This window comes from uncultured Porticoccus sp. (assembly GCF_963975625.1).
Taxonomy (GTDB): domain Bacteria; phylum Pseudomonadota; class Gammaproteobacteria; order Pseudomonadales; family Porticoccaceae; genus Porticoccus.
The window spans coordinates 37,581-52,774 of sequence record NZ_CAXBHS010000001.1 but is presented as its reverse complement, the minus strand read 5'-3'; the positions used below and the strand labels follow the sequence as shown (position 1 = coordinate 52,774).

Here is a 15,194-nt window from a genome sequence, read left to right as displayed (position 1 = left end):
AGGCCCCGACATTGGACACGCCCGTTCAACTTATTGTGGGGCTGGGAAATCCCGGCCCCCAGTATGAGCGAACCCGTCACAATGCCGGGGCTGATTTCGTTATGGCGCTCGCCAATCACTTCGGCGTTACGCTAAAAGCTGACAATAAGTATTCTGGTCTCACCGGCAAGGCCGTAATCAATGGCAAGCCGGTCTGGCTATTGATCCCCACGACCTTTATGAACCGCAGCGGCAAGGCAATTGCAGCCCTTGCCGGGTTTTACCAAATTCGTCCCGAGGCTATTCTGGTGGCCCACGACGAACTGGATCTGAATCCCGGTATCGCAAGATTCAAACTGGGCGGGGGACACGGTGGACACAACGGCCTCAAAGACACGATTCTTTCTTTGGGGAACCAGCGTGACTTTGCACGCCTGCGCATCGGCATCGGCCACCCCGGTCACGCCAGCGAGGTGGTCAACTATGTACTGCGGCGGGCACCGGCATCAGAACAACAATTGATTGATCAGAGCATTGATAACGCCATCAAGGCCATTGAGCCTACAGTGGCCGGCCAGTGGAACAGCGCCATGAAAGCGCTGCACTCAATCATTCCCTAAACAAACATCGGCATTGAGGTTTTATAGTCATGGGTTTTAACTGCGGTATCGTCGGTCTGCCGAATGTGGGCAAATCCACCCTTTTCAATGCTTTGACCCAGGCGGGGATTGACGCAGCAAACTTCCCCTTCTGCACGATTGAACCGAACACCGGTATCGTCCCCATACCGGATCCTCGCCAGGACAAACTCGCCGACATCGTCAAACCGGAGCGCATCGTTCCCGCCACCATGGAGTTTGTCGATATCGCCGGGCTGGTTGCCGGCGCCTCAAAGGGCGAGGGGCTGGGCAACAAGTTTCTCGCCAATATCCGTGAAACCGATGCCATTGCCCATGTGGTGCGTTGTTTTGACGATGACAACGTGGTGCATGTGGAGGGCAAAATCAATCCGGTATCAGACATTGAAGTCATCAATACCGAGCTGGCGCTCGCTGATCTGGATGCCGTGGATAAGACATTGTTGCGCGTGGCCAAGGCCGCCAAGGGTCAGGACAAGGAGGCCATGGCGATAAAAGCCGTGCTGGAAAAAATACAGCCTCACCTCAACGAAGCAAAACCGTTGCGGGCAATGTCCCTCAGTAACGAGGAGTTGAAAACGATACGCTCGCTCAACCTGCTGACCCTGAAACCCACCATGTATATCGCCAATGTCGATGAAACCGGATTTGAAAACAACCCCTATCTCGACCAGGTCAATACGGTAGCCGCCGCAGAGAATGCCGTGGTTGTCCCTATCTGTAACAAGCTGGAATCCGAAATCGCGGAACTGGGCGACGACGAAAAACTCGACTTTCTGCAGGAGATGGGTATGGAAGAGCCCGGCCTGAACCGGGTGATTCGCGCCGGCTATTCACTGCTGGGACTGCAAACCTACTTTACCGCCGGGGTAAAAGAAGTGCGTGCCTGGACGATCCCGGTAGGGGCCACCGCGCCGCAGGCTGCCGGTAAAATCCATACCGACTTCGAGAAAGGATTTATCCGCGCCGAGGTCATTGCCTACGAGGACTTTGTCGCCGGCAATGGCGAACAGGGCGCCAAGGATGCCGGCAAATGGCGTCTCGAAGGCAAAGAATATATTGTCCGCGATGGCGATGTCGTTCACTTCCGTTTTAACGTCTGAACACGACATCAATGGAAAGTCCAAGCTCGCCGCTTCCAGTCCACCCAAAACTGCTGCGCCCGCTGATGCGGGCGTTTTGCTGTACAGGCCGCCATCCAGCCCTATAATGCAGCAATGGCTAAATCACTGAAGGTCCTGATCCTTGGTCTTCTGCTGACGGTCTTGCTACTGGTTGCACTGACGCGCCATGTGCCGGGATTTCAGATCAGCAGCTTCCCGGTGCTGTTCAACACACTGGCTGGAACCGGTAGTCCTGTCGAACTGGAGACCATTACCGACCTGCTTGTCAGCCCCAAGGGATTTGAACTCACACTTTTCGCCGACAACATTCCCAATGCCCGTTTTATGAAAACCACCCCCGCCGGTCAACTGTTGGTCAGCTCACCAAAAACCGGCACGGTTTATCTGCTGGCTGATACAAATGGCAACGGCAAAGCAGATGAGCACATCCCGTTAATCGGTGGCCTGAATCGCCCACACGGACTCGATATTCACCACGACGGCGAAACTTCGTGGCTTTACATTGCCGAAACCAATGCAGTAGGCCGTATCGCCATAGACTGGTCAACGGCCTCCACTAAAAGCGACTATCAACGACTGATCACTAACCTGCCCAATACTGGCGGCCACTGGACCAGGACGATTCAGTTTGGAACAGACGGCTGGCTGTATCTCACCGTCGGCTCAAGCTGCAACGTCTGCGAAGAAACCGATCCCCGGCGAGCGGCCATGATGCGCTACCGACCGGACGGTTCCGGCGAACAGATTTACGCGACCGGCCTGCGCAACAGCGTGGGATTTGACTGGGCACCCTGGGATAACAGCCTCTACGCCACGGACAATGGCCGGGATATGCTTGGTGACGATTTTCCGCCCTGTGAACTGAACAGAATCGAAGCGGGTGGTTTTTACGGCTGGCCCTATATCAACGGGTTTGGCGATCTCGACCCCGACCTCGGGCAAAACAAATCGGCGAAAAACAAGGCCACCCTGCTCGCCACCAGTATTTCACCGGTGTTCGGCTTTCGAGCCCACAACGCACCACTCGGCATAAGCTTTTTAAGCCATCCCGACCGTCCGGATGGGTACCGACGCACCGCCCTGGTAGCACTGCACGGCTCCTGGAACCGCACCGAACCCGATGGCTACAAAGTCGTTGCCCTGCACTGGGATCAGCAGGGGAAAATTACCAGCGAGGATTTTGTCACCGGGTTCCTACGCCCCGACGATGACGTGATCGGTCGCCCCGTGGATATTGAGGAGGGAATGGACGGCAGCATTTTTATCTCGGATGACTACGCCGGGGCTATTTATCGGGTCCGCTACAATTAACCCTCAACAATGACAGCGGACCACTTTGATCAGATATGCACACCGACCTGCCACGCTTGCAGCGACTAACCGCAGGCAGAATACACCTTGACAACATCCGGCAAAATCGAGAAAATTCGCGCCCGTTATTCAGGCAATGGCTACGTAGCTCAGCTGGTTAGAGCACAGCATTCATAATGCTGGGGTCGGTGGTTCAAGTCCACCCGTAGCTACCATATTTTTCAAAGGGTTACGTACGCGTAGCCCTTTTTGTTTCTGCCAAATGCGTGAGATTTGCGTGACCCTCCTTCTGTCATGGCATTTGAACTCTTCAGTAGCGTTAATGTCGGCGTTGATCCCCGCTCAAAACTCACTTTCTCGGCTGCTTCTATCAGTTCCGCGATTTCCACTGCCGAATAGTGCGTGGTGATCTGCTTGTTGGTGTGACCCAGCAACACCATCCGTGTTTCTACACCGATACCGGCAGCGCGCAGGCGACGACCGAATGTGTGTTTCAGGTCATGCACCCTGACCGGGGATAACCCGGTCACATCTCGCGCTCTGCGCCAAGCCTTGGTATTCATCCGCTCGACCGGTTTGTATTCACCTTTGTATTGATAGGTGAATACATATTCCCGATGCTTACCACGCTGACGATTCACAACGGCTTTTGCGACAGAGTTCAGTACCACCAACCGATCTTCGCCATTTTTCACAAGGTCTCCCGGTATCAGGAACACACTGCTCGACAGCTCAGGGAGTGAGACTTCCCATTCCCAGCGCAAACCGCAGACTTCCGCTTCCCGTGTACCTGTGTTGACCTTGAATAACGCCATTTCCCGCATGTGCTTCGGCAATTCAGCAAACAGCCGCTCCTGCTCAACCCACGAAACCGGGTATGGCTTCCTGGCATCTTTCCAGTCCAGCATACGAATCAGCGGTGGTGTTTCCAGCCAAGGATTGCCGCGATCATCGCGCCACAACCTGGCCGCCAACATCAGTACCCGCCGGACAACAGCCAAATCGCGATTGATCGTATTGGACTTCAGGCCCTCTTTTTTGCGTGAAGCAATGAAAGGCCCCAAGGTATCCTGATGCACCTGCCGTAACGCCAGATTCCCGATATAGGGGTCGAGAATCCTCAGCGACTGGGCATCGCGATCAATACTGCGTTTGTGCTCGTTCTCCAGAAGATGCTTGGTGGCTGCCTGCCGAAAGGTGTATTCGGGTTTGATGCCATACACCATTTCATTCCGAATCTGCTCCAGGCGAAAAGTCAGGTATTGCTCGGCTTCCTGCCGGTCACCCGTGCCAGTGCTTTCGAAAAGGCGGCCATATCCTCTGATGCGTTTGTCGATTGTCCAGATGCCGTTTTTGCCCCGTTTGACGAGGCCCGGTGTTCTCTTCGACATAGTGAATTACTCCTATGGTTCGTCGAACACCCACAGCGGGACTTATACTGCTCCACCCAGGCATCCATTTCAAGGCGATCAAAGGCGATTCCCTGTTTGCCAATGGGAATCTCTGTCAACTGGAGTCGGACTTCCCGGTTGAATCGGTTCTTATCCATGCCCAGATAAGTCGGAGCATCTCTGAGTCGAATAAGCCGTGGCAGAATTCCTTGCATGGCTATCTTCCTAAATACACCGCTGTTATCTGCTCGCGCTCATGACCCAATTCACGGGAGATTTGTAATCTCGCTTGCTGATCCTGGGCTTTTTGACGGCTTGTGAGTTGTTGATTGGTTGGCCCACCTTGGTTGGGGGCATCCCAGCCCGTGAGCTCTTTGTAGCGATTTTGGGCATAGGTATGTCTGAGACCATGCATTTTGGATAACCCGGCATTGGCGGTTTGGCGTTCGTAGATACGTACCTGCTGGATGTATTGCCGGTTTTGGGGTATCAGTGAATGACTGCCTGCCAGTGCTTTGGCCTGTTCGAGTAGTTGCCGCTGTTCTTCTGTGCGGATGGGGATGGTTCTTTCCTTGCCGCCCTTGGTCCAACTGGCCTGTAATCTGATTTGATGGCCTTCATCCGCTTGCCGGGGTTTGATTTTCAGGGCCTCTTCCCGTCGTAGCCCAAAAGCTGCCTGGAGTTGCAGGCTCATGCGAACAAAGGGGTCTGTCACCTTGTCCAGCTTGTCCTGTTCCAGGGTTCTCGCTCTTGTGGTTCCAGTGGAACCATAGTAGCGATCGGGAATACCATAAAAATCGTTGGATCGGGCAATCACGTTTTGTTTATTCACCGCTCTGGCCCACCAGCGCAGATTACTCATCCGGTTCTTGATGGTGCCAGGCGAAAGATTTTGTGATTGCCACAGTTTCACCAAAGCTTCCACATGCTTGGGCTTCAGGGAGTGTTTACTCATGCGCCTGAAACCCAATTCATGGAGCTGATCAGCGATCTGTGTTAACTGGTGCTCGCGATTGCTGCGGGTGGCATAGCTGCCTTCCCGGTTATGGCGGCACAGTTGTTTCAATTGGTAGTTCAAGTCTCTCATTCGTGTAAACCTGTGTTGGTTAGTGTTTCTGATCAGCGCCAAGCCGTAGCCTGGACGGTCTGCACATGGCAGAAAGATCACGGGACACAACGCCCGAAACTGACCTGAATATGTCTGGCCCTAGACAGCAGATTTGTTCTCTGAAGAGACCTGGCACCTGCAAACCAATATCCCGGCTATCCGGGTGAGTGGAATTACCTCCTTTATTTAGATTGAGTTAAGGGACACGAAATAGCTGCGTGATGCAGCTAGTAACATTGACTTGGAAGGGTCGAGCCAGACGACAGCTATCAACTGTTGCTGAATGCCACTGCCGAAAGGCTCGCAAACTGAAGGTGTATCCGGCCTATAACAACTACAAAGCTTGACCGGTACAGATTGAAAAGTACTTTTAAAAGTGCAGACCGAAGCCCGCTGCATGAAAGATAGGCCTGTGCAGAAACAAAATAACTACTACCCTGCACAAGTGCGATTACAGACCTGTTTCGCACTCTACTCCGTTTGCTTGCGCAAGGTGGAGCTTGCCTTGCCACTTTCCCGCAGTGGCCGCGGATAGAACCGTTACAACAACATTGGAGGCTAGTTTAGGAACAGATCATCCCGGTGTCATGGCGAAATCCCACGCCAAACCGTTGCGGTTAGTGGTGCGGTCGCCCACGTCACTACCACTGGCGTTGGCAGTGACATGGGCGTAATCAAGCCTCCAGGAACAAGTGGTTCCACTGGAACCATGGATTTTTGACAACGGTTGCAGACAAGACATCAGTCAAAAATCCGAGGCCGCCCGATTCTCTGTTACCTCATCATGCGCAACCAGTACATAACGCCAACGCTTGCCGCCATTGGCCTGTAAATAATCGCTGGCGTTTTTGCAGTATTCCCGCGCGGCTTCTGCCTTGGCCTGAACGATGGCATCATCCAGTTCGTTGCGTGCCTTGGTTTCCACCATCAGCACTTCACTATCCAGTTCCGCGACAAAATCCGGCTGGTATTGCCTGTGCTCCACACCATCCTTATAGACAATCTGAAATTGTCCGCTAACGGGTTTGAACCACTTGATGGCATCCCGCTCCAATATCACCGAAAAACGGCGCTCGGTGTCGGAATCAAACTTTTGCAGCGGGTAAAGACAGTTACTAAAGCCACCAAACAGCATTTGTTTGATTTTGCCCACCTCCGCTACGGTTTCCCGGTAGTTGTGAATGGGCTGATCCACCGCTTTGGTAAAGGCCGCCTCCTTAAGGGGAGAAAAGCCGGCGCTCACTTTCACTTCGTAGCCGCTGGCCTGCTCCCAGTAATGCGCCGCCATTTGCGCGTGGATATTGTCCGCCAGCAGTTTGCCATAGCCGAAAAAGATATTGTGCAACTCGTCGTCTGAATAGGTTTTTGCCTCACTGAAATAAGCGACTGCCTGACTAGCCAGGCCATAAATCAACTCCGCGTGTTCGTCGTAGCTGATGTCGTCCTTGTCCACCAGGTGTTCGACGATATAGTCCTCCAACCTCTGGTATTTTTTGTTGGGGGCAGACGATATAGAAATCTGCTGGTTGGTTTGCAGGCTTTGGCTGATCAACTCCCGGTTGCTGGGCTGCAAATTGAGGTGATTCAGTTCCAGGGTAAATGGGTGGTAACCATAGGTTATCTCCCCTATCGGCTGCACCACAATGCGCGGTATGTCGATGGTTTGGCCAACCATTAGCGCCGTGGTTTTGGCCACCACAGCAGCCACGTCCAGATGCTCCTGTTCTGCCAACAACGATTGCTGCTCACCGGTCAATTGCTCCTGCACCGCCTGGGTAATCGCCGCCTGAATATCCGCGTTAAGCAACTGCTTTGATGTTGGCGCCTGCAGTGGTTTGTGCTGAAAGGTCTGTAACACCTTCAAAGCGACATCAGCCACCTGCCGCTCCCGTTCGCTGCCAAAGGCTAGTTTTTCTCCTTTGCCGGGATACTCTGTGCCGAGAGATTCATCCCCCGCCAACACGGCCTGAAGATGGGGTTTCACCACCACGGCCTCTTTGGGCGCGTCATTACCCTCGGGTTCCAGAATCACCTGTTTCAGCCGCAACGGGTTTTGCGGGTTATTGGCTTCATCGACAATTTCCTGAAAGCGGTCGTGGGCGACAATACTCAACCTATCCACCGCATCCACCCCGGTACGTTTACCGTAGGGTAGGCGCAAACCCCGGCCAATGGATTGCTCAATCAGGGTGCGGGCATTAGCTGCACGCAAAGGCACAATGGTGTAAAGGTTGGTAACATCCCAGCCCTCTTTCAGCATATTCACATGGATAACAATTTCCGTGGGTTCGTCGAAACTTTCCACCGCCAGCAGGCGAGTGACCATTTCTTCTTCTGCAGCACCACTTCGGCTGCTATCCACCTGAATGACTTTGTCTTTATAGCGACTATCAAAGAGCTGGTTTTCCAGCAAGTCCAAGAGATTTGCCGCATGGGTCGTGTCCCTGGCAATCACCAGCATAAAGGGCTTTACGATTTGTACCCCCTGCTGTTTGGCGTAGGTGAACAGTTCAACCTTGGTGGACTCGTGCAAGCGAATACCATCTTCAAGCTTGATACGCTCAAGCCGCTCGGCACTGTACTGGCTGGCGTTAAAGTTGCGCTGAGTCACCACAGCAGGCTCCTTAACAAAACCGTCATCCATGGCCCGCGCCAGGGGGTAATCCACCACCACATTCTTGAACGGCACTGGGCCACGATTGCCTTCCGTAAATGGCGTGGCTGTCAGTTCCAGCCCCATTAACGGATTTAATTCATTGAGTGAGCGCACCCCGGCACTGGCGCGATAGCGATGGGATTCATCCATCAGCATTACCAGATCGGGCAGATTGGCCAGGTAGTTGAAGTAACTGTCACCAATGGTTTCCCGCAGCCGTTTGATACGTGGGGCCTTACCGCCCCGTATTTCCGAATTGATCTTGGCGATATTGAATATATTGATAGTGACCGGCGAGAGAATATCCCCGGTGGCGGCGCTTTCGTAATTGTCACCCGTCACCACCTGTGGCGGATAGGCCGCAAATTCGGCAATACCCTTAAAAACGTACTTGGGATAGTTGGGGGTAAAGTCGGCAATCAGCTTGTTGTATATCGTCAGGTTGGGGGCCAGCACAAAAAAGTTTTTAATGCCGCAGGCCAAATGCAGGTAAGAAATAAATGCACCCATCAGACGGGTTTTACCCACACCGGTGGCCAGGGCAAAACACAATGAGGGAAACTCCCGCTCAAAATCCGTAAGTGTGGGGAATTCTGCTGAAATCGCCTTTTGCAGGCTATCCAACTCCCGCTCTTTTTTCAGCATATCTGGCGCGGCATCCAATGTTTTTGCCAGTGCGTACAGAGATTCTTCCTGCGGGGCACGTAAGCTCAGGCGGCCAGTAATGGCGTTAAGAGTGCGAGTATCCATCAGCTCTCTCCCTCGCCATTGTCACCGGTAAAAAGATCATCCTGTTCCGGCAACTGCTCGCGCTCCAACATCGGCAGGTTTTCCACATTCAGGCTGTAATCGTCGTGGCCCCACTCACAGCGGCTTAACACCATTTTGGGGATTTTTTTCAGCGTTAAATTAGGGAACTGATCCGCCTTGCAGCGGAAGGCGCTGCAACACACCAATAGGGTGCGATCCTGCCCCACCTCGTCGGATAACACCTGCAACTGCTCCAGCGACAGGGTTTGGGTGGTGACGTAAATAAAATCCGTTTCCGTGGAATAACCCTGTTGCCAGAACAGGGTATCCGAGGGCGCATAGCTAAAACCCTCCAGCTTGCAGATAGCTTCGGTGAGCATTTCCGGGTTGTACTCTTTATTCACCACCCAGCGACCCCAGGCATCCTGCTCCAGCAGTGATGGCGCGACCTTGTAATAGCGAAAACCGCCACCGCCCTGCCAGTTGACGGATTTAGTAATACCACCGGGGTCGTCGCCGTCGATGACCTTTTGCAAGCGCGGAATAATATGGGTATGGCAGTGCTCCCCCAGCTCCACCATAATCCAGCCGCGGCCCATTTTATGCGCTACAGCACCTGTTGTGCCGGAACCGGCGAAGGAGTCTAAAACCAAATCCCCTAAATCAGTTGACACCTCAAAAACCCTTTTCATTAAAAGCTCTGGTTTTGGCGTATCGAAAGAGCTAACTCCTGGGAACAATGAACGCATTTCATTTTTTGATGTTCTATTGCTCCCGACATCTTGTTTTCCCCATATGGTTCGAGGAACAAGGTCACCAACTTCTGTCAAATAGCGTTTTATACTTGGCCTAGCGTTACCATTTGGTCCCCACCAGACTCGACCGTCCCGATCAAGCTCATTTAGTTTGTCTTCCGAAATTCTCCAAAATCTACCGGGTGGAGGCGAAAATTCTCTTCCAGTCGGACCTTTTACAGTGTAGAGCCCTTTTGAATAGGGCTTGTTAGCGTAGGGGTCACCGGGTAACCATGGCCCCCTTGGATCATTGTCGGGGTTTTTGTAAATTGAATTTGCTTCTTCAGTTCTAGCCAATTTATTTGGGACCCAATCAGGCTTCTTCGAGAAAACCAGCAAGTGGTCATGATCGGTAGAAAATTGTCTCGCAGAATTACGCGGCGAATCCGCCTTTTCCCAAATCAAATTCGCTACGAAATTTTCACGCCCGAAAATTTCATCGCATAGCACCTTCAAATAATGAGCTTCGTTATCGTCGATGGTGATCCAGAGAGAGCCATCTTCTGATAACAAATTCCGCAAAATCTCCAGTCTATCCCGCATCAACCCCAGCCAGATGGAGTGCTCAAGCCCATCGTCGTAATGCTCAAAGGCACTGCCTGTGTTGTAGGGCGGGTCGATAAACACACACTTCACCTTGCCCGCGTACTCCTGCTCCAGCGCCTTCAACGCCAGCAGGTTATCGCCAAAGATCAGCTTGTTATGAAAATTATCCTTATCCGTTACCCGGTGTTTGGCATGGTAGGATTTGTCAGGCTCTTCCAGCAGAATACGCGGCTCCAGCTTGGGCCGTTTGTCTTTGCCGATCCAGGTGAGTTCGAGTTTGGTTTTTTGTTTGGAACCGGCCATTAGTGGTATTTCCCGGAACGGTTGTCAAATGCTGGTTTTGTTCCTTCTAAAATGGTCACGACTCTTGAGTTCAAATTGGAATTCTCAATCGAACCTGACGTGTACCTGATAACTGAATCAGCTGTCCGATCAAATTCCGCATAGATGATCTGTTCGGCATCACACACAACTGCCAAGTTTGGATTGTGAGTGACCATAATAATTTGCCGTTGCTTTTTTGCCTCTGCAATAACTGGAACGAGCAAACGGTAAACTGTCTCGTTATCCAAATTTTCTTCAGGTTGGTCAAGAATAATTGGCATCCTTCCTTTATCTACCAGAAGGTAAAAGATAAGTAGAAGCGCACCTCGCTGACCAGGTGAAAGCTGTTCAATATGAGCGTCTTGAAAAAGAAGCGAATATCTCGGCTCCAAAAATTTCAGCCCAAAGATCAGGTCGTAAACTGATTCCGCGGATTGCTCCTTTTTGAGCACATTGAATATTCCAAAGGAATTTGCTTTGTTGGCGTTAGAAGATTCAACAACTTTATTATGAAGAGCTTTGAGGAAGGCTATCAATTCATCTTTTGAATTTATATCATGAGTATCCAGGAGCTTTCTGATTGTTGAGAGCGCCTCATCTTGACCTCGAAATTCACCACTAGTTTGCTTAATCAAATTAAACAACGAGCTTGAGACTGAATCTGCGGACGCCGCCAGAACGGCCTGAAATTGCAACTTATAATCTTCACGAATCAAACTATTTTTATGGATTAAATCCTGCACCGGCTTGAAGAGTATTTCGCGGGCGTTTCGCTGTGCATTTAGCGTGTCATAAATCTCCGCCGACAATTCTAACCTGCGAACTTCCATCTCTTCTAGCTTAGAAGGAAGCTCTTTTATCTGAGCGATTCGGGTTTCCAAACCAATTTTGGTTTCAGGCTCGGTTTCAGTACCAGTCAATTCAGTGAGCTTTTTGTTCCACTCTGAAAGCTGTCGCTTATACGCTTCATAGTTTTGCTGCGGAGCGTCGAGTTTTTCAGTGAAAGCATTTCGTTGGGTAACAAGGGATTCCAATTGAGCATCGATAGCGTCGGTTTCAGTCCGAACAGTATCTTGTTTGGTGGTAATTTGATTTGTTTTTTCGTCAAGAATCGATATATCAATGTCAAGGGTTGCAAGTTCAGCCCAAGCAATTCCGACCAAATTCAAATCGTCGACCGTTTCCACTTCAGTCTGATCATAGGCACGTTGAAGAAGGCGTATTTTTTCCCGAACATTCGATATCGCCTTTTGCTGTTTGGCAAGAATAGTATTCTGCTCGGCAAGCTCCTCCAACCGCTTAGTGTCACCCTCAATTTTCTGGGTCACTTCAGCCAAGTTTTCTGCCGCTTGTTTCTGTTCTGGCGAGAGTACATCCGTCGGTTCAGGCTCCTCGGGGGGCATGACTTTCTGATGCTCCTCGATCTCCTTATTTTTCAACAAAAGCAAATCGGTCAACTTTTCCAACTCGATTGGCTGCAACTGCTCTTCAATGCGAACGATAGAAGCATTTAGTGAGGAGAGTTCTTTTCGGTATTCTCCTAACTGGTTTCTTAATGATTGCTCTTGTTGTTCGGTTAGCTGATCAAAGTCAAGCGCACCAAGACGTATATCCTCACCTGCATGGGAGAAAATGACTGCCCTGAGTTCCTTTTCAAATGCGTTTGACTTACCAGAAACATGTTCATTGCACAGCTCTTCAAAATACCCTTGGGGGATATATCGGACCAATTCAGCTTTTTCTTCGGGTGGCAGATCAATCAAGGGGCGTGCTTCAGTACTATCGTCCAGCCATGTCAGCGTTCCGGTGAAGTGTTTTGCTGGCTCGCCCGATTTCCCCCAAAACCTGTCACGACGTAAAAAGCTAAAGTGCTTTGATTGACGGGAGTTTCCTAACATTGCGATGACATCAGCGAGTGCACTTTTACCACTGCCCTTGTTACCAATAATAGCAGCCAAGTCTGGGTTTAGTGGGAGATCGCAACCTTCGAGCCATTTACCTATACCTTCTTTGTCTCCTGTTTTGCTAACTTCGACCGACTCTATGAAAAAAGTTTTGTTCGACTCGATTGCCTTTAGTTTTGACGGCTTATCTCCAATGAACGAGCGTTTTGATGGTTCAAGAATGGCCTGCCTAAAGCCATCAAAAGTTGTATCGGCCTTGATCCAGGTTTTTTTGCCAGAGGGAAAATCGCCATAACCACGTTTATTGTTGTCACCCGCTACACCAATAAAGCAATGTGCATCGCTTCCAGATACAACTAATCTGGGAATATTCTTTAAACCGTGAGTAAAGTTGCCCAACCAAGATTCATTTTTTTCCGTTTTCTCACACAAAAATGCGGATCTAAGCTCAAGATTTCTGGATTCAAAAACAGGTGACGACTCAAACAATCCCATGAAATAAGCGTAATGATCTTGCCATTTAATCTCATTCAAACCGTCACTTGTATCATAGGGCATAAAACCAATGGCCAAGCCATTGGGTACTTCAGTAATGGCCTTTTTATAGCTATCGCAATTGATTTCCGCCAGCTTATATCCTGCTAGGAGAGCTTCTTCCTCATCGGTAACGACATTTTGTTTATCGTGCCCTTTCTTACTAAGTATGTCCGACGCTGAACTTCTAGCTAGCTCAACAAATGCTTCTTTAGAAAGCGGTCTTTGCGCGGATGTCTCCAGCTTGAGACAACTTAGGAAGTCGCGTAGTTGTTGATCTGTGATCTTATCTGAGAAAATAACATGGGCATTCAATCTACAGGTAGTTGGAGCAGCCAGCCGAATCTCTATTCCCGGAAATACGGTTTTACGCAGTTTCGGGGAATCCGATTCACTTAGTCTTTTTTTCAGTAAGAACCAGCCGTCAAACGTCCAATAATCCATCACCGCAAAGACTGCAGGTGTCGCCTTATTCAGTGCGTCAATCATCTTATCGACTAACGCGCGATTTACGTCTGTTAATTCGTTGCCCTCAAATTTCTTTCCCATCCAATGGAAAGAAGCTGGTGTATGCACATGCAAGTCCCATTGTCTCCATAGAGAGCCGCGTGCGATATCTCGTTTAGACATATTCATCGCTCACATTCCTCAACAAACCGAAAACTCTGCTTCAACTTGTTTAATGGCGTTGCATAACCCAATCTACCCTCATGCTGCAATCTGCCTACGACAATACCAGGGTGAATATTAATGCTTGTTGCGAAGGCTGTTATCTCGGGGGCAGTTGGGACAATTTGGGACAACTCAAAAGCATGGGAAGGAGGAATCAGCTTGTCTCCCGCCCACCGGTTGGCTTCGTGTTCTTGCTCCGAGTCCGTTGTCCCGTGATTAGGGTCGTCCAGGAAAATATCGGCTTTGCTCTCGGCATGGAGCAGGATATGGGCAGCTTCATGAAAGAAGGTAAACCAGAATTTGTCATTGGTTTTTCCATAAAGAGAGATTTGAATTAACGGCGTGTGGCGGTTAAGCCAGCGCGCCACGCCACTCACGTGTGACTTGGGTATGGCAGGCACCAGCACCAGCTTTACACCCGCTTCGCCACAGAGTTGGCGCATTGCCGGTTCGAACTGTTGGGGTGGCTGGGTAGTCATTTCCCTGATGTCATCCAGCGCCTTGATAAATGTGGCGCGGTTGTATTTGGGCAATTCGATTTGCTCGGCTTTTATTTCACCCAGGCGCAACCAGGACGCGATAGCCCCGACATCTGACTGGGTTTCCCGCGTACGACGGAATGATGCCTGCATATCGCCATACTGTGTCTGCCAGCTATCGGGGGAGGCAACGCCAAAAAAGCTCAGCAACCTCTCCACTAGCGCCGGCTTTACCGCGCTCGTAATGCGCTCATCAGGAATGACCTTGGCCTTTTTTAGCTCTGCCAAAGGGAGCTGATCCAGCCACCCGGTCCAGGCTTTATAGCGCTCCTGAGCTTCGATGCGTGCGAGGTGTTCGCGGTATTTGGCCTCTCTGTTTAACCAGAAGTTGGCAGTGGACCCTAACACCCGCTCTAACCTTAAAGCTGCCTCATCGGTAAGGGCAACCTTGCCTTTAACCAGCTGATTCAGATGTTTGGTGCTAAAACCCAGGCGCTGAGCCAGCTCCGCCTGGCTCCAGTCGCGTTCTTCCATTACATCAAGAATGGTTTCACCGGGTGGGGAGACCCAATCGGGCTGAAATCCTTTTAGCTGATTAGTCATGGTAATCTCCAATATATATGATGGTGACAGCGGTCACCGCCGACCATTTGATTCCTTTATCGTCCTTGAGTGGCACTGGGTCGTGGTCTGGCGTAAAGACCAAGCGTTTACCCCCTGCAAGCGCCAACGAAAACTGGGCAGATCTATCACCTTCTAACGGATGAGGGTTACCCGCTATCAGCTCGTCCACATTATCCGCGGCATCTAATTCAGATAAACGCCTTTGTAATTTTCCAGCGCTGTCTGCACCCAGCTTTCGGTTTGCTTCACGGCTATTTTCACAGAGTTTGCGGAGCTTACTGTCCTTGTAACTGATATCCACTTGGGTACCTTAGTATATATTTATTTACCTAATAGGTAAATTTTAATTTCAAATCTGGC

Annotated in this window: 12 protein-coding genes and 1 tRNA gene; 5 read left to right on the top strand and 8 right to left on the bottom strand. The window is 50.7% G+C overall.

All coding sequences use genetic code 11. From position 1 onward, the window contains the following. The first annotated feature begins 11 nt into the window (after nucleotides 1-11). From pth to AACZ64_RS00175, 4 genes are all read left to right on the top strand, one after another. A complete protein-coding gene (gene pth, locus AACZ64_RS00190; protein WP_293614004.1) occupies nucleotides 12-599 on the top strand; it encodes an aminoacyl-tRNA hydrolase in 588 nt (195 codons plus the stop codon). 29 nt (nucleotides 600-628) lie between these two features. Further along, complete coding sequence (ychF, locus tag AACZ64_RS00185; RefSeq protein ID WP_293614005.1) at nucleotides 629-1,720, top strand: redox-regulated ATPase YchF; 1,092 nt, start codon at nucleotides 629-631, stop codon at nucleotides 1,718-1,720. Between the two features lie 114 nt (nucleotides 1,721-1,834). Continuing rightward, entirely contained in the window at nucleotides 1,835-3,052 is a 1,218-nt protein-coding gene (locus tag AACZ64_RS00180; RefSeq protein WP_293614006.1) for a PQQ-dependent sugar dehydrogenase, read from the top strand. A gap of 138 nt (nucleotides 3,053-3,190) precedes the next feature. After that, nucleotides 3,191-3,267, top strand: a tRNA-Met gene (locus AACZ64_RS00175). 6 nt (nucleotides 3,268-3,273) lie between these two features. Here AACZ64_RS00175 and AACZ64_RS00170 read toward each other — a convergent pair. From AACZ64_RS00170 to AACZ64_RS00150, 5 genes are all read right to left on the bottom strand, one after another. Beyond that, a complete protein-coding gene (locus AACZ64_RS00170; protein ID WP_293614007.1) occupies nucleotides 3,274-4,443 on the bottom strand; it encodes a tyrosine-type recombinase/integrase in 1,170 nt (389 codons plus the stop codon). Nucleotides 4,444-4,660: 217 nt separating this feature from the next. Continuing rightward, a complete protein-coding gene (locus AACZ64_RS00165) occupies nucleotides 4,661-5,530 on the bottom strand; it encodes a phage integrase N-terminal domain-containing protein (RefSeq protein WP_293614008.1) in 870 nt (289 codons plus the stop codon). 595 nt (nucleotides 5,531-6,125) lie between these two features. Continuing rightward, complete coding sequence (locus AACZ64_RS00160) at nucleotides 6,126-6,293, bottom strand: hypothetical protein (RefSeq protein WP_293614009.1); 168 nt, start codon at nucleotides 6,291-6,293, stop codon at nucleotides 6,126-6,128. Nucleotides 6,294-6,296: 3 nt separating this feature from the next. Next, entirely contained in the window at nucleotides 6,297-8,957 is a 2,661-nt protein-coding gene (locus tag AACZ64_RS00155; protein WP_293614010.1) for a DEAD/DEAH box helicase family protein, read from the bottom strand. Continuing rightward, the gene (locus tag AACZ64_RS00150; protein ID WP_339639569.1) at nucleotides 8,957-10,420 is read right to left on the bottom strand and encodes a site-specific DNA-methyltransferase; all 1,464 of its coding nucleotides are present in this window, start codon (nucleotides 10,418-10,420) and stop codon (nucleotides 8,957-8,959) included. The genes AACZ64_RS00155 and AACZ64_RS00150 overlap by 1 nt, the downstream gene beginning before the upstream one ends. Before the next feature lie 33 nt (nucleotides 10,421-10,453). Here AACZ64_RS00150 and AACZ64_RS00145 point away from each other — a divergent pair, with 33 nt between their 5' ends. Beyond that, a complete protein-coding gene (locus AACZ64_RS00145; RefSeq protein WP_293614012.1) occupies nucleotides 10,454-10,603 on the top strand; it encodes a hypothetical protein in 150 nt (49 codons plus the stop codon). Here AACZ64_RS00145 and AACZ64_RS00140 read toward each other — a convergent pair. From AACZ64_RS00140 to AACZ64_RS00130, 3 genes are read right to left on the bottom strand one after another with little or no spacing between them, the layout of a single operon-like run. Beyond that, nucleotides 10,600-13,695, bottom strand: a complete 3,096-nt coding sequence (locus AACZ64_RS00140; protein ID WP_293614013.1) for a TrlF family AAA-like ATPase — start codon at nucleotides 13,693-13,695, stop codon at nucleotides 10,600-10,602. The genes AACZ64_RS00145 and AACZ64_RS00140 overlap by 4 nt on opposite strands. After that, nucleotides 13,692-14,813 carry a HigA family addiction module antitoxin gene (locus tag AACZ64_RS00135; RefSeq protein ID WP_293614014.1) on the bottom strand — a complete coding sequence of 374 codons (1,122 nt, stop codon included), beginning with the start codon at nucleotides 14,811-14,813 and terminating at the stop codon, nucleotides 13,692-13,694. Before AACZ64_RS00135 ends, AACZ64_RS00140 begins: the two co-directional genes overlap by 4 nt. Next, nucleotides 14,806-15,135, bottom strand: a complete 330-nt coding sequence (locus tag AACZ64_RS00130) for a hypothetical protein (RefSeq protein ID WP_293614015.1) — start codon at nucleotides 15,133-15,135, stop codon at nucleotides 14,806-14,808. The genes AACZ64_RS00135 and AACZ64_RS00130 overlap by 8 nt, the downstream gene beginning before the upstream one ends. Nucleotides 15,136-15,194 lie beyond the last annotated feature (59 nt).